Annotated in this window: 14 protein-coding genes and 1 pseudogene; 11 read left to right on the top strand and 4 right to left on the bottom strand. The window is 61.8% G+C overall.

From position 1 onward, the window contains the following. The first annotated feature begins 4 nt into the window (after nucleotides 1-4). From JQ587_RS05990 to JQ587_RS05945, 10 genes and pseudogenes are all read left to right on the top strand, one after another. The gene (locus JQ587_RS05990; RefSeq protein ID WP_212424685.1) at nucleotides 5-1,378 is read left to right on the top strand and encodes an amidohydrolase family protein; all 1,374 of its coding nucleotides are present in this window, start codon (nucleotides 5-7) and stop codon (nucleotides 1,376-1,378) included. Between the two features lie 21 nt (nucleotides 1,379-1,399). Continuing rightward, on the top strand, nucleotides 1,400-2,302 hold the full coding sequence (locus JQ587_RS05985) for an NAD(P)-dependent oxidoreductase (RefSeq protein WP_212424684.1): 903 nt from the start codon (nucleotides 1,400-1,402) through the stop codon (nucleotides 2,300-2,302). Between the two features lie 16 nt (nucleotides 2,303-2,318). Continuing rightward, the gene (locus JQ587_RS05980; protein WP_212424683.1) at nucleotides 2,319-3,203 is read left to right on the top strand and encodes an intradiol ring-cleavage dioxygenase; all 885 of its coding nucleotides are present in this window, start codon (nucleotides 2,319-2,321) and stop codon (nucleotides 3,201-3,203) included. 117 nt (nucleotides 3,204-3,320) lie between these two features. After that, nucleotides 3,321-3,455 (top strand): annotated as a pseudogene (locus JQ587_RS05975) (FAD-linked oxidase C-terminal domain-containing protein); the annotation flags it as partial. Next, on the top strand, nucleotides 3,452-4,975 hold the full coding sequence (locus JQ587_RS05970; protein ID WP_212424682.1) for a sugar ABC transporter ATP-binding protein: 1,524 nt from the start codon (nucleotides 3,452-3,454) through the stop codon (nucleotides 4,973-4,975). The pseudogene JQ587_RS05975 and the gene JQ587_RS05970, both read left to right, overlap by 4 nt. After that, the gene (locus JQ587_RS05965; RefSeq protein WP_212424681.1) at nucleotides 4,968-5,918 is read left to right on the top strand and encodes an ABC transporter permease; all 951 of its coding nucleotides are present in this window, start codon (nucleotides 4,968-4,970) and stop codon (nucleotides 5,916-5,918) included. Before JQ587_RS05970 ends, JQ587_RS05965 begins: the two co-directional genes overlap by 8 nt. After that, on the top strand, nucleotides 5,915-6,892 hold the full coding sequence (locus JQ587_RS05960; RefSeq protein WP_212302372.1) for an ABC transporter permease: 978 nt from the start codon (nucleotides 5,915-5,917) through the stop codon (nucleotides 6,890-6,892). The genes JQ587_RS05965 and JQ587_RS05960 overlap by 4 nt, the downstream gene beginning before the upstream one ends. A gap of 43 nt (nucleotides 6,893-6,935) precedes the next feature. Next, a complete protein-coding gene (locus tag JQ587_RS05955) occupies nucleotides 6,936-7,910 on the top strand; it encodes a sugar ABC transporter substrate-binding protein (protein ID WP_212424680.1) in 975 nt (324 codons plus the stop codon). A gap of 71 nt (nucleotides 7,911-7,981) precedes the next feature. After that, nucleotides 7,982-8,269 (top strand): YciI family protein, encoded by a 288-nt coding sequence (locus JQ587_RS05950; RefSeq protein WP_212424679.1) that lies wholly within the window; start codon nucleotides 7,982-7,984, stop codon nucleotides 8,267-8,269. Between the two features lie 275 nt (nucleotides 8,270-8,544). Further along, a complete protein-coding gene (locus JQ587_RS05945) occupies nucleotides 8,545-9,018 on the top strand; it encodes a cupin domain-containing protein (RefSeq protein WP_212424678.1) in 474 nt (157 codons plus the stop codon). Between the two features lie 102 nt (nucleotides 9,019-9,120). Here JQ587_RS05945 and JQ587_RS05940 read toward each other — a convergent pair whose 3' ends face one another. The 3 genes from JQ587_RS05940 to JQ587_RS05930 form a co-directional block, all read right to left on the bottom strand. Then, complete coding sequence (locus JQ587_RS05940) at nucleotides 9,121-9,939, bottom strand: hypothetical protein (RefSeq protein WP_212424677.1); 819 nt, start codon at nucleotides 9,937-9,939, stop codon at nucleotides 9,121-9,123. Nucleotides 9,940-10,385: 446 nt separating this feature from the next. Beyond that, nucleotides 10,386-10,913 carry a hypothetical protein gene (locus JQ587_RS05935; protein ID WP_212424676.1) on the bottom strand — a complete coding sequence of 176 codons (528 nt, stop codon included), beginning with the start codon at nucleotides 10,911-10,913 and terminating at the stop codon, nucleotides 10,386-10,388. A gap of 324 nt (nucleotides 10,914-11,237) precedes the next feature. Beyond that, entirely contained in the window at nucleotides 11,238-12,584 is a 1,347-nt protein-coding gene (locus JQ587_RS05930) for an NAD(P)/FAD-dependent oxidoreductase (RefSeq protein ID WP_212424675.1), read from the bottom strand. Between the two features lie 700 nt (nucleotides 12,585-13,284). Between JQ587_RS05930 and JQ587_RS05925 the strand changes: the two genes are divergently transcribed. Next, a complete protein-coding gene (locus JQ587_RS05925; RefSeq protein ID WP_212424674.1) occupies nucleotides 13,285-14,361 on the top strand; it encodes a hypothetical protein in 1,077 nt (358 codons plus the stop codon). Nucleotides 14,362-14,887: 526 nt separating this feature from the next. Here JQ587_RS05925 and JQ587_RS05920 read toward each other — a convergent pair. Further along, nucleotides 14,888-15,280, bottom strand: a complete 393-nt coding sequence (locus JQ587_RS05920; RefSeq protein WP_212303846.1) for an NUDIX hydrolase — start codon at nucleotides 15,278-15,280, stop codon at nucleotides 14,888-14,890. Nucleotides 15,281-15,341 lie beyond the last annotated feature (61 nt).

The raw sequence follows: 15,341 nt of genomic DNA, 5'->3' as shown, positions 1-15,341 counted from the left end.
CAATATGCGGCGCATCCTCATCCAGTCAGCAACCGTCATCAGCATGGACGCTTCGATCGGCGATCTCCGTGCTGGCGACGTGCTGGTGGAGAACGGGCGGATCGCCGAGATACGTCCCGGCGTCGAGCTTGGCAGTGGCGCTGCAGAGACCGAGATCGTCGATGGACGCGGCCGCATCGTCATCCCCGGCCTCGTCAACGCGCATATGCACACCTGGCAGACGGGCTTGCGCGGCTTTGCGGCGAACTGGACGCTGCTGGAATATTTCCGCCGCATGCATGCCGGGCTCGCGACCCTGTTCGCCCCCGATGACATCTACATCGCCACCCTCGTCGGCGCGCTGAACCAGATCAATTGCGGCACCACCACGCTGGTCGACTGGTGCCACAACAACCCGACGCCGGCTCACACCGACGCCGCCGTGCGCGGCCTGGTCGAGAGCGGCATTCGCGCCGCCTTCTTCCACGGCTCACCGAAGCCCGAGCCGAAACCGGGCGAGCCGCATTTCTCGGAGGTGCCGCATCCCCGCCGCGAGATCGAGCGGTTGCTGGCCGGTCCCCTCGCCGATCGCAATGGCCTGGTCACGCTCGGCCTGGCCATTCTCGGTCCGCATTATTCGACGCTCGACGTGGCAATGCATGACTTTCGTCTCGCGCGGGAACTTGGCCTGATCGCCTCGATGCATCAGGGTGGCGGTCACGCGAAGACGCAAGGCGGTTGGGAGAAGTTGATCGAGGCCGGCCTCGTCGGCCCCAACGTGAATATTGTCCATGGCAACGATCTGCCTGATGAGCTCCTGCAAAGACTGATCGATCTCGGCGTCACCTTCTCGGTAACGCCTGAGAACGAGATGATCCAGGGCCATGGCTTTCCCATCACGGGGCGGCTGCTGAAGCGCGGCGTCCGCCCGACCATCGGTATCGACCTGGAGTCCGTGTTGGCCGGCGATCTCTTCTCCGCGGCGCGCGTGGCGCTGTCGATGCAGCGCGCGCTCGACAATGCCGAGATGCGCAAGAGCGAGGGAACGATCCCGGCGACGACCACGATTCCCACGCGCGAGGCACTGGCCTGGGTCACCACCGAAGGCGCACGCATGCTCGGCCGCGAGGGCCAGATCGGCTCGCTGACGCCGGGGAAGCTCGCCGATCTCGTCATCATCAACGCCGACGATCTGAATCTCTTCCCGGTGCACGATCCCGTCGCGACCGTGGTGATGCAGACGAGCCTCGCCAATATCGAGGCGGTCATGATCGAAGGCCGCTGGAAGAAGCGGAACGGCAAACTGCTGGTCGATGGGCTGGAGCGGAAGAAGGAGCTGCTGGCGCAATCCGGGCAGCGACTGGTGCGGGACATCGAACGACAAGGGCACGCCGCGTAACGTGGCCAACGGACAACAACAATGAGCGAGACAAGCAAACAGGTCGCCTTCATCGGCATCGGCAAGATGGGCCTGCCAATGTCGCTTCTCGTCGCCAAGGCTGGCTTCAGCGTCACCGCCTTCGACCAGAGCGCCGCACGGCTCAACGAGGCGCGCGAGCACGGCATTGCCGTCGCCGGCTCGCCCGCTGAGGCCGTCAACGACCGGCCCACAACGATCACGTCGCTTCCAGATGACGCCGCACTTCGCGCGGTGATGCTCGGCCCGACCGGCCTGATCGGTGCGATGGCGCCGAAGGCGGTGCTGATCGAGACCAGCACGGTCAGCGCCGAGGCCTCGGCCGAGGTCGATGCCGCAGCACAGGCCCGCGGAATTTCCTATCTGCGGGCGCCGGTCTCCGGCAATGCCAGCATCGTCCACACCGGCGCGCTGAGCTGCTTCGTGTCCGGGCCGAAGGATGCGTTCGAAAGTGCAAAACCGCTGTTTGCAAGCTTTACCCGCGCGCAGACCTATCTCGGCCCGGGCGAGGAAGCGCGTTACGCGAAGCTCGCGGTCAATCTCATGATCGCGGTCTCGGCCGCGATGATGGCCGAGAGCCTGGCGCTGGCGCGCAAAGGCGGCATCGGCTGGCAGGACATCCTGAAGGTGCTGGACGAGAGCGCCGTCGCCTCGCCGATGGTGAAGTACAAGACCGCGCCGCTGCGCACCCGCGACTTCGTCTCGAGCTTCTCCTGCAAGCAGATGGCCAAGGACCTCGACCTCATCTTGGGGGCCGGCCATGCCGTCGGCGTGCCGCTGCAGCTCGCAGCCCAGGTGCGGGAGACCTACGGCGCGCTGGTCGCGCAAGGCGACGGCGAGACCGACTTCATCGCCACCGTGAAGCATCTCGAACGGCTGTCCGGCCTCGGCGAACCCAAACTCTGATCGACGGAGACGAATTTTGCGTAATCTTGGCGAAACCAACATCACCGACGCCGTGCTAGAGCGCATCGCTGGCGCGACCGATCCTCGGATCAAGCAGGTCAGCGAAGCGCTGGTGCGTCACCTCCATGCCTTCGTGCGTGAGGTGCGCCCGACCCAGCAGGAATGGGAATACGGCATCGACTTCCTGACCCGCACCGGCCACATGTGCGACGACAAGCGCCAGGAGTTCATCCTGCTGTCGGATACGCTCGGCGTCTCCATGCTGGTCGACGCGATCAACCATCCGGTGCCGGAGGGCGCAACCGAGACCACCGTCCTCGGCCCGTTCTTCGTCCAGGCCGCGCCCGAGAAGCAGAACGGCGACGATATCTCGGGCACCATGGAAGGCGATCCCATGATCGTCACCGGCTCGGTGTCGACCGTCGACGGCAAGCCGCTCGCGGGCGCGGTGGTCGATGTCTGGCATTCCGACAATGACGGCTATTACGACGTGCAGCAGTTAGATGAGATCGGCGATCTCGCGATGCGCGCGCGCTTCCACACCGATCAGAACGGACGCTTCCATTTCTGGTCGATCAAGCCGGCGGCCTATCCGATCCCGCATGACGGCCCGGTCGGCGAGATGCTGGAGGCCCAGGGCCGCCATCCCTGGCGTCCGGCGCATGTGCATTTCATGATCTCGGCACCGGGCTTCGACCAGCTGGTGACACATGTGTTCGTTGCCGGCGACAAATATCTCGACAGCGACGTGGTGTTCGGCGTCAAGGACAGCCTGATCCACGACTTCGTGCGCTGCCCGGCCGGCCGTGCGCCGGATGGTCGCACGCTGGATGCCGCCTATTATCACCTCAATTATGATTTCGGCCTGAAGCAGGCCGCAAGCAACGCAAGAGCGGCGTAAGCCGAACGTCGAATCGGCGGACTGACAACACTCCGCGACAAGGATTGACGACGGGGAGAGACGATGGGACCGCGGGTCGATAGTGCCGCTTCGGCTAAACGCCTCGAGAGCGAGCACGGGCTTGGCAAGATCTGCTACCTCACCGACGAGCTCGGCGAGGCCGTCGACATCATGCGGTCGATCAAGACGGCGCTCGATCCCGACGGCTTGATGAATCCCGGCAAGATCTTCGCGAGCGGAGCCACCATATGAGCACCGCCGTACCTGATATTGCCCCCTCGCCTGTTCCGCTGCTGCAGTTGCGCGGCATCAGCAAGACGTTTCCGGGTGTCAAGGCGCTCGACGACGTCTCCTTTGCGCTCTACCCCGGCGAAGTGCACATGCTGCTTGGCGAGAACGGCGCGGGCAAATCGAGTCTGATGAAGGTGCTGTGCGGCGCCTACAGCGCCGATGCCGGCGAGTTCTTCTACAAAGGCGACAAGGTCACGATCGCCTCGACGGCGGACGCACAAAAGCTCGGCATCGCCGTGATCTTCCAGGAGTTCTCCCTCGTCCCCTATCTCGACATCGCCCAGAACATCTTCTTGGGGCGCGAGCCGAAGGGCCGCATTCCCGGCACCATCGATCGCCGCAGGATCCTGGCCGACGCCAAGCGCCTGCTCGACACGATCGGCTTCGACATCGACCCGTCCATCATCGTCAACACGCTCGGTGTTGCCCAGCAGCAGATGGTCGAGATCGCAAAGGCCATCAGCCAGAACGCGCGCATCCTGGTCATGGACGAGCCGACCGCCGCGCTGTCCGATCGCGAGACCGAGCTGCTGTTCGCGCTGATCGCGCGGCTGAAGGCCGACGGCGTCTCGATCGTCTATATCTCGCATCGCATGGCCGAAGTGTTCGCGCTCGGCGACCGCATTACGGTCCTTCGTGACGGCCGCCGCATCGACGGCGTTCGCCCGGCCGACGTCACGCCCGACCAGCTCGTCCGCATGATGGTCGGCCGCACCGTCGACATGACCTATCCGCGCAATTTTACCGACAAGCCCGGCGAGGTGCTGCTTCAGGTCAAGGGCCTGACCGCGCCGAGCGGCATCTCCGACATCAACATCGAGGTGCGCAGGGGCGAGATCGTCGGCCTCTGCGGCCTGGTCGGATCCGGCCGCACCGAGGTGGCGCGTGCGATCTTCGGCGCCGATCCGGTCGCCTCGGGCGAGATCGTGTTCGACGGCAAGCCGATCTCAGGCGAGCCTGATATGGCCGCGCGCCGCGGCATCGCGCTGATCCCGGAAAGCCGCAAGAGCGAAGGGCTCGCGCTGCTGCGTTCGGTCGGCGACAACCTCATTGTCTCGGCCTTGCGAAAATTGTTTCCGAGCGGCCTGTTCGATCCGCGCAGTGGCCAGCGCACAGCAGACGGCCTGATCCGCCAGCTCCGCATCGCCACCCCGAGCGCGCGCCACACCGTCGGCCTGTTGTCCGGCGGCAACCAGCAGAAGGTCGTGATCGGCAAATGGCTGGCGGCCGGCGCAAAACTCTTCATCTTCGACGAGCCGACGCGCGGCATCGATGTCGGCGCCAAATCCGAGATCTTTGCGCTGATCGACCGGCTGGTTGCCGAAGGCGCGGCAGCTCTGATGATCTCCTCCGAGCAGGTCGAGATCTGCCACGTCTGCGACCGCGCCTATGTGATGCGCGAAGGACGTGTCGCCGGGCATCTGACGCGTAGCGAGCTCACCGAGGAGAACATCGTGCGATTGGGGATGCATCATGCGTGAGGCCGCGGTCGTGTCAGGGCCCAATCCGCTGCAGCGAATCCCCGGCGTCGCCATCGTGCTCGGCGCGCTGATCATGCTGTTCGGCGCGATCGCGCCTGGATTTCTCACCCCGGCCAACCTCTCCAACGTGCTGGTGCAGTCGACCATCCTCACCATGCTGGCGCTGCCGATGACGCTGATCATCATGACCGAGGGGCTTGACCTCTCGATGGGCGCGGTGCTGACGCTGACCTCGCTCTGCGTCGCCATCGTCTCGCTCGCGACCAAGTCGATGCTGCTCGGCCTCGGTGCCGGCGTGCTGGTCGGTGCGGCCTTCGGCGCCGTCAACGGCTGGCTGGTCGCGATCCTGGGCATCCCACCTTTCGTGGCCACGCTCGGCACCCTCGGCATGGCACAGGGCCTGTCGCTGATCGTCTCCGACGGGCAGAGCGTGGTCGGCATTCCCCACAGCGTCCGCGACATCTATTCGGCGACGCTGCTCGGCATTCCCCTGCCGATCGTGCTGGCGTTTGTGACTTACGCGGTCTTTCACGGCCTGCTCTACCACACCCGCTTCGGCGGCTACGTGTTCGCGCTCGGCGGCAATCGCGAGGCGCTCCGCTATGCCGGCCTCTCGCCGAACCGGCTGCTGATCGCGGTCTACGCGCTCGGCGGCACCATGGCCGGCGTCGCAGGCCTCCTGATGACCGCCCGCATGAATTCGGGCCATCCGACCGCCGGGCTCGGGCTCGAATTCGATGCGATTGCCGCCGTCGCAGTCGGCGGCACCTCGTTCGAGCGCGGCAATGGCTGGCTGCTCGGCACGCTCCTTGGCGTCATCGCCGTCGGCGTGCTGCGCAACGGGCTGAACCTGATCTCGCTGCCCTCCTCGGTGCAGGTCGCAAGCGTCGGTGTCCTCGTCATCGTCGCGCTGTTCCTCGACGGCCTCAGGAGCCGGTCATGACCGACATCACCAAGGAGGCGCTGTCGCCGCCGCGTTCGTTCCTGTCCCAGGACGCGATCCAGCTGTTCTACCGGCTGCTCGCCGTGCTGCTGATCTGCGCCGTGCTGGCGGTGCTGAACGAGTCCTTCCTCAGCCTTGGCAACATCCTCAATGTGCTGCGCCAGGCGAGCCTCACCTTCTTCATCGCCTCGGGCCTGACGCTGGTGGTGCTCACCGCGGGCCTCGACCTCTCGGTCGGTGCCAACGTTGCCCTCTCCGCCTGCATCGCCGGGACAGTGATCCACACCACGGGATCAGCGACGCTCGGCATCCTGACCGGGCTTGCCTGCGGCGGCATCGTTGGCCTCCTCAACGGCATCATGGTGACGGCGCTGCGCATCCCCTCCTTCATCGCCACCTACGGCATGCTCTGGGTGCTGAACGGCCTGACCTACTGGTACATGGCGGGCGAGACGCTGCACGGCTTCCCGGCCGGCTTCCGCCAGATCGGCAGCGGTTATCTGTTTGGCCTGCCGATCCCGGTCTATCTGCTGCTGGTGTTCCTCGGCATCGGAACGCTGTTCGCCCAGCGCACGATCTGGGGCCAGGAGATCTATGCGATCGGCGCCAATCCGGTCGCCGCCCGCCTTTCCGGCATTCCCGTCACCCGCCGGCTGCTGCTGGTCTATGCCGTTTCCGGCACGATGGCCGGGCTCGCCTCGATCATCTTCCTGTCGCGGCTCAACTCCGCCGAGGCCGACATCGGGGAGAGTCTAACTCTGCCGGCGATCGCGGCCGTGCTGATCGGCGGCACTTCGCTGTTCGGCGGCGTCGGCACGGTGTTCGGCACCTTCATCGGCGCGCTGATCCTGACGCTGGTGCTGAACGGCATGAATTTGCTGTCGGTCAGCGCCAATTGGCAGCCGCTGGTCACCGGCATCATCGTCATTCTCGCGGTCTGGCTCGACATGAAGACCCGCCGCCGCGCGCAATGAGTTCTCGAGCAATCCAACAAATCAAACTGGGGACGGAGACGACATGAAACAGAGACTGGGCTATCTCGCACTGCCGCTCGTGATGGCGGCCGCACTCACCACGCAGGCGCGGGCCGATGGCGAGACCATCGCCGTGTTCACCAAGAACCAGACCAACCCGTTCTTCCAGACGGTGCGGGTCGGCGCCGACGCCATGGCGAAGGCGCTGAACGCCAAGACGCTGCAGTACATTCCGACCAAGCCGGACTCGATCCCCGAGCAGCTCAGCCAGATCGAGGACGTCGTGGTGAAGAAGCCGAGCGCGATCGTCTTCACGCCGGTCGACTACAAGGCGATGGTGCCGGGCGTCGAGAAGATCAACGACGCCAAGATCCCCGTCGTCAACATCACCGACCGCTCCGCCGGCGGCAAGTTCCTCTCCTTCGTCGGCGCCGACGATTACAGCCTCGGGCTCGAGACCGCGCGCTTCCTGCTCAAGACGCTCGGCGGCAAGGGCAACATCGTCATCATCGAGGGCGTCAAGGGCTCGCTCACCAATGTCGATCGCGTCCGCGGCTTCAACGACGCTCTGAAGGAAAATCCGGGCGCCAAGCTGTTGGCCTCACAGCCCGGCAACTATCAGCGGCTGCAGGCGCTCCAGGTCATGGAGAACCTGATGCAGTCGAATGCACAGATCGACGGCGTGCTTGCTGCCAACGATGCCATGGCGGTCGGCGCGATCGAGGCGCTCGACGGCGCCAACCGCAAGGCGCAGGTGATCGGCATCAACGGCACCAAGGAGGCGATCGATGCCATCAAGACCGGCAAGCTGCTCGCCAGCGGCGACTATAACGGCTTTTTCCAAGGCTGCCTCGGCACCATGATGGCGATCCGAGCCTTGCGCGAGCAGCCTGTCATCGCCGAGATCGTGCTGAAGCCGACCGTCATCACCAAGGACAATTACCAGCCCTTCGACCAGCCGCTCGAACAGCGCACCTGCCCGACCTTCGAAGAGGCCAGCAAGCTCGGCGCGAAGTAACCGCGTCCCGATCCGATCGAGCAATGAGGACGGCTGAGACGACAGCCGTCCCAGGGAATCCCGGAGCCATCATGCTGTTTGCCATCCATGCCGTCGACCGTGCCGGCACACTGCCGACGCGGCTTGCCAATTACGACGCTCACAAGTCGTTTCTCAGCGACACCTCGCGCTTCGGCGTCAGGATCGTGATGTCCGGACCGCTGGTCGCCGACGACGGCGCCACGATGATCGGCAGCCTGTTCCTGATCGACGCCCCCGGCCGCGCCGAGGTCGAGGCCTTCAACCGCGCCGATCCGTTCGCGGCGGCCGGCATCTGGGAGAAGGTCACGATCACGGGGTTTTTGCGGCGGCAGGGCTGAGCAGGCAGCGTCGCTGGGTGTGCGCTCGTTCGACGGCCGGCCAATTGATGTCCAGTCACCCACCAACAGCGGCCGAAATGCGGACCTTTCCCTGAGGTTGCAGATGGGTCAATTGCAGAAGATGTAGGTCACCCGGCGATTAGTCCGAAACTAACATGAAATCGCCGTTCGGCCCGGATCGCGTCGGGGTACACGAGGATACTCAATGCGCGCATCAGAACCTATCGTGTGTGTTGTGCAAGTGGCATAAGAATTGGTGGAGCGGGAGGCCGTCAATGGGAAAGACCCCGATAGCGCCATTTCAGGTCGCACGTAACGATGACCGACATGCAGTGCATCGCAGCGTTGGCATCGGCACCCTCACTTTCAAAGTGACCACTGCGGACAGCAACGGTGAATTTCTGGTGGCCGAGATCGCGCACCATGCCAAAGGCGGTCCTCCTCGACATCTACACCGTCATCAGGACGAGTGGTTCCACGTCATTGAGGGAAAATACATTGTCGAGATCGGCGACGAACGGTACGTGCTGGGACCGGGCGACTCAGCCTTCGGGCCGCGTGGAGTACCCCACTGCTGGGCCAACGTAAGCGACGGGCCAGGACGAATTTCTTTCGTCTTCGTACCCGCTGGTCAAGCGGAGGCGTTCTTCATAGAAATCACCAAGGGTAACGCGATGGCGCCGACGGACCCCGCATTTTGGCTACCATTCGAAATGGCGTTGGTCGGGCCGCCCCTGAAATTGGAATGACCAGCGCGCAGAACCCAAGGCGTGTCCAGAACGGAATATCGGCAGCCGAGACCAACGTCCGCAACGCGTCAAAGGCGATCCCGAACGCTGCTCGCATCCACTTCAATTCGTCGTGGTCTTGCCGCCGCGCATGGACACGAGCTTGTCCTCACCAAATCCGAGAATGAGCCAAGCGGCCTCATCGAAACCGTTTGCGAGCTTTCCCTCGTGAGAATACACCATCTGAGCCGCTTCCGACTTCGACGGCGGTCCCAACGTTTTGATGACCTCCTGACGCGACATACCCAAATGCAGCTTGCCGTCGAAGACGACGGGCGAGAACTTTTCCGGGAGGATGGCGCAATCGGCCGCGGCCCCGGCGTCTTTCCCGGTGAGTTCTTCAACGATCTCCGTGACGCGATGGTCCGGGCCGCCCATCTCTCCGCTGGACACCACCCATAATCGATGTTGCGCGCGCCGATAACACAGCCAATAGATGCTAGCTCCGGCGTCGCCCTGGTGTTGGATGATCCCTTCGCCCACGGCTTCGCGAACCGCGCCGAGCCGCGTCTCTTCGAAGCGGCCGGCGAATGCGCCCAGTGAAAAGCGAATCGCCAATCTCTTCACGACTGTCGGCGTTACGCGCTCCAAGGCATGTTCGTCGACTGGGGGCGGCGATGTCTGCGCGGAGCAGTTATCCGCGGGGATTGCAGAAAGGAGAAGGAGCAAGAAGAGCGTCTTTCGACCATCAACTCCGAATTGCCTTACATTGGAGATTGCGCGCTTCTGCAATAGCTTCTTTCCTTTAGCAAGGATGGCGTCGCCATCGAGGTCATTGACGCGGCCAGCCGCTCCGACCGCCAGTCCTTCATATATTTGTTGCCTCAGCAGGTCGCGCCCAGGCGTCGAGAGTGCGGGGGTCAGTTTCTGGGTGGCGGACACGTCAGTCAATCTCCTGCGATGAAGAAAGGCACAACATATCATAGCTGATGTATGGAGGAGCATCCCTCGCCCCACCGGCTTCACTTGGATTTGGCCGGCCCACTTGCTACTCGAAAAGATGGCAACTGGCTCCCATGACCCGCAGCGCGCCGTCCTGTCGTCCTTCGTTGGCCGAATTAACGTTTGCGTGATGACCGATCGCCGTTGAAGTAGAAGACCTTGGTTGTGAGGTAGAGCATCGAAACCAAAGTGCACCCTAGAAAAAGCAATGTCGTAACAAACAGCGCAGGCTCTTCAGGGGGAATAATCGCTCTGGGGTGCGTACTCATAAAATCTGCCGCTAAGAGTAGGCGCACCTGATGTCCGCTTGTCTCCCAACAGCGGCGCGAAAGCGGACGTTGTCGGACTTCCGAGAAGGGGCCACAAGCGGAAGTCAGCTTCACCTGCTATTTAGGCGGTGGCTTACCCCCTTGCCCGGCAAGCATGGTCAAGTGGAATTTTCTGTTCAGATTCTGCGGTAGAAAACTGATCGTGTCCGGATAACGATCCGCGGGATCGCTGGTGTCATCAGAGTTGTTGTATTCGTATGACGACCAGTACTCGAAGAACAACGCGCAGAACGCATCCCTCAGTGCGACGATGTCATCGTCGCCCGTGCCGGAGGGCACTTCGAAGATTCGGACCTCGAACGTATTGCCATATTCGCCGGCATACTTGTCGATGTATTTCCTCATCTCGGTGGTGCTTAGGTCCAGCAAGTCCTTGCCGGTGTCGGCAAGAAATTTCTTTCGAGCTGGATAGGTTGTCACGCGGGCAACGGTCGTATTGACCGTCGTCTCGCCGGACGGCATCTTGAACACGAACAGGAAAGTAAAACCGCCAGTATCGCGGTTCATATCGACCGATTGATAGGTGATGGATGCCGTGCCGTCGTCGGACTGGAGACTCTTGATGCGTGGGAAGGCAAGACGCATTATTCTTCTCGATTCATGGACTGCGGCCGCCGGGAAAGATGCCGCGGCGATAGCGCCCTCATAGTCCTTTTTCGGTGCTGGGGTTAATCCCGATCGGTGCGATTTCAGTAATCATCCTGTCCATCCCCCTCCTGAAAAGTTGCCGTAGAACGTACGCCAACATGCCGCAACGACCAATAGTTTCAGGGGAGCCCGCGAGTCCGCTTCGGGTCAAAAGCTGAACTCGGCAGCCAACATGACGAAGGTCGGCTTACCCTCGGCAAGCAGCCATCACTGCGAACTGAGCGCAGGTCAGCAACGAGCCAACGGCGGACGCACCAGCTGTCACGCGGAGGCGGATATCAGGGCCGTCACCCGCTTGATGATCTGCGGATCGCGCAGAGCACTGGCTCGCTTCACGAGATGGGTTACCTCGCTCATGACCTTATGCACTGCTGCATCCTCCGCGGCGACCCGCTGCAACGCGAAGTTCAATTGTAAGCGACGTTGAAAATCATGCGGGCGTTGCCCGCGCGTCTTCTCATAAATATAGTCGCTTTCAGTCACCGTCCATGGCGTGTCGAGAAAGTCCTGAATCGCCGCGAAAAAAGACTGCCCTAGTCTCTTGAACGGATCAGCATCCAGGGCTCGCACTTCAATCAGCCGCTTCAAGACACCTACTTCTTGCGCGGCGACACTCATTCCTTGACCGAATGCCGGATTGAATCGACAAATCACATCACTTAGCGGCAACAGGCGATCTGGAAAGCTGTCAAATCGCTCAAAGTGGCGCCGGGCACTGCCGGGAAAGCCGAACCGGTGAATAGGTCCAATAGGCACAGCGTCCTTGATTGCGTCATGGATTGTATGCGTCCGCAACGTCTTGGCAAAAGCGATAAATTCTTGGATGTTTTCCGGCATGAGTTGACCATGCATGCCGGTTAAATTGACTTGCCAGCGATTATTTTCGACCGGAACGAGCAACCCGCCACGGCCATTTTGAGCATCGGGCCGGTGGAGCACCGCGCGCCAGTCACGTGGCGCAGAGGGTGGAATCTCGAACATTGTGGTTGCGTAGCGCAGGTCGATGCCGACTGCCGTCTCCTCCGGCCTTGGCAAACCGACCCGGTCCAGAAGTTCGAGAGTAAGCGCACCGCGGGACGATGCGTCGACTATAAAATCCGCTGCGAGCTCGGTGCTTCGTTTGTTCGCTTCATCATAACGAACCCCCGTAACCGCGTTCCGGTCGGGCGATTCCACCAGTTGAGTAACGCGGCAACCCGATCTCAGTGCGATATTGCTCTGCTGTTCGACAAAGCGCCTTAGAACGAATTCCACCAATGGCCGCGTCATGCACAAATAGTCGAAGCCAAGATCACGCTGTGGAAACGGATCGAATCCTGGCATTTCCAGTCGAGACTCAGAACCGACTCTCACTCTTACGGCACCTGCTCGCTCGAGTTCTGTTTCGGACTCCGGAAAGAATTCGATAAGTGCGTCGAGACCACCTCTGAGCAGCACATGAATTTGCCGCGCTTGGGGTGTGCCGGAGCGCGCGATCGGCGCGGCGGGTAAGTCATCCCGTTCCAGCACTGTGACGCTGGCGAAGTATGAAGACAGGGCCTTCGCCGCGGTTAGGCCGCCAATGCCAGCTCCGATCACTATCGCGTGTCGCCCGAGTAGATTTGTCATGACAAATTCCCCAACACCGTCAAAATCGTGCAGAAGCCCTCTCAGAGTTCAGGGCGATGCCTTTTACAATTGCTCAGAATAGCACTTTGCGACTGGGAGCCGAGCGGGAATTGGGCTTGAATGAGCGACGAGGCCCGAGTCCGCTCAGGGTCACTGGAATGGCAAGCAGATCGTTCCGACGCAATGGATGATCGATGCAACCACCCTTCGAGCTTCGGATGACTATCTGCGACCGGCCGTGGCGACGAAGGGATTTGGTTACGGTTATCTCTTGTGGTTGTTTCCCGGTGAGAGGCGGCGGTTCGCGTTGTTAGGATTCAAGGGCCAGTATATTTGCGTTGATCCGACCTCTAAGGTCGTCATGGTGCATACTGCAATTGAGGACCCGGTACATCGAGACGAACCATGGGCTCTATGGTCGGCAGTGGTCGATCAGTTAGGCTGATAATGGCTCGGGACAAGCTCGACATCGACCGCTTCGGGTCACTTCAAGACATTGCCCGATGGGCATAGATAGGACCCTCGTCCACCCGGAGAACAGCAAGTGGGCCGAATAGCAGCCTTCGCATGGATCGCATGGATCGTAACGACTTTCACAATCATTGTGGTTGCCACTCCACTCCGTGCTCAAGCAGTACCGCAAGCATCAGCGTGCGGATATCTTGCTGGTCTAATCGATAAGGCATCGCCGTCAGGGCCGTTGTTCCTGCCCAGCTATCCGACCGTCGAATCGGGGCCTCTCCATGGCGCCGCCTACCTCTATGACAATGCGGTAGCCGCCATCGCATTGGTCGGTTGCGGTGAGCGAGACAAGGCGTATCGAATTGGCTCGGCGATTCTCTGGGCCATCGATAACGACCGCACCTGGCATGATGGGCGGCTCCGAAACGCATACGCCGCGGGTGTGGTGGCCAGTGGCTCCGCCAAACTTCCGGGCTGGTGGGACAATACGCAGAACAAGTGGTTAGAAGATCGATATCAGGTGGGTAGCGACAATGGAAACATGGCATGGGCCATGTTGGCGTTGCTGTCGATTGGTGATTTAAACACCGGCTCTCGGTTCCGCGACGGTGCGGCACGGCTTGGCACCTGGATCGCGCAATGGGCCGACGCGCGCGGCACTGGCGGCTTCACGGGCGGTACGTTTGGGCACGAGCCGACGCCCGACGTACGGACATGGAAATCAACCGAACACAATACTGACCTCGCCGCCGCGTTTGGCCTTCTTGCAACCCGCACCGGCGATTCACGCTGGCGTGATATGGCAACAGCGGCCGAGCGCTTCGTCGATACGATGTGGGATCCGGCATGCGCCTGTTTCGCCGCAGGGACCGCCGAAAACGGCATCACGCGCAATCCGATTTTGGCCCTTGATGCTCAAGTCTGGCCGTTAACGGCGCTCCCCGGAGCGGCCGAGAAATTTGCATCGGCAATTGCGACCGCCGAACAGCGAATGAGTGTCGACAAGGGTTTTTCTTACGGTGAAGACCGAGACGGTGTGTGGACCGAAGGGACGAGCCAAATGGCTCTCTTGCTGAAATTGCTCGGCAGGATCGGGAGGGCAGAGTCATTGATCGCTGTCATAGAATCCCAGAGGTCGCCGGATGGCGGGTTCTATGCCACGAGTGTCCGCGCGCTACCGACTGGGTTCATGTTGGATACCGATCCGGCCAGGCCACGCCTCTATTTCCGATTGCCACATCTTGGCGCGGCTTCGTGGGCTGCCCTCGCGGAACGTGGGTTCAATCCCTTTACGGCGACAAAAGGACTTCCGTAGTTAAGGCCGCGCTGCTTCTCGTCTCGGCCTCTCCGGTCTTTTTGATTTCGATATGCCGGCTACGGGTCACAACCGGGCTTCCCCGCGCGGTACTGTCCATGGTCCGTTTCCATTCAGAGAGCTGAGCTTCCGTTGCTTGCGGCAGAAGACAGCTGAGGGCCAGGAGACGATGCATTCGGCTGCTTCGCAAAGGAGCAAATACGGCGACTGCACCGCGCATCGATCTTGCAAATCTTCCAATAGCAAGAAGCATCATGCCCCGACATGAAAAACCCCAGTGCGTAGAAGCACTGGGGCGTTTCAAAAAAATGAATTGGTAAGGCAATGACGTCTCTATAGCAGCCCTCTCCACGGCAGCTTGTGAACTAGTTCACATGTGCCGCGCGGTCGACCGAACTATTTGTCGCACCCGGGCGGCGAAAGCGGAATGTGTCTTGGTTGAAGCGATGCGAACCGGGAGCTCCGACCACCTCTCCCATAGGGAGAGGTGATCCGTGACGGCGACCGAACCTGACTCCATCGAGCTCTAGCTCCGCCGCCGCTTCCTCGGAAACAGGCGATCGCGGATGTAGCGCGAGGTTGCGGTCAGGCGGACCCCGCGCGGCTTCTGCCAGGCGGCGCGGTCGAGCTCCTTTTTGTCGCCGATCGCGAGGCGGCCCTTGGCGTTTTTCGCGATGAAGATCGCGTCGCTCATCTTGCGGCCCGAACGCTTGTTCTTGGCCTTCACTTCCTTCCAGAGGCTGATCCGGCCGAGCTTCAGCTTGGGCAGCTCCTCCTTGATCTCGCGCCGCAGGCAGGCCTTCTCCGTTTCGCGCGCGCGTTTGCGGCCGCCGGGGAACATCCACAGGCCGTCCACCCGTCGCCTGACCAACAGAACCTTGCCGCGCCTGGCGGCAACCAGCTTGGAAGACTTCGCCATACCTGTCGCAAACCGAAAAAGGAATCGAGCCATGGTAACTTGTCTATTTCGTTAGACAAGT

Origin of the sequence: Bradyrhizobium manausense (genome assembly GCF_018130615.1) — a bacterium.
In the GTDB taxonomy this organism is placed as follows: domain Bacteria; phylum Pseudomonadota; class Alphaproteobacteria; order Rhizobiales; family Xanthobacteraceae; genus Bradyrhizobium; species Bradyrhizobium manausense_A.
This window is presented reverse-complemented; position numbering and strand designations above follow the sequence as displayed.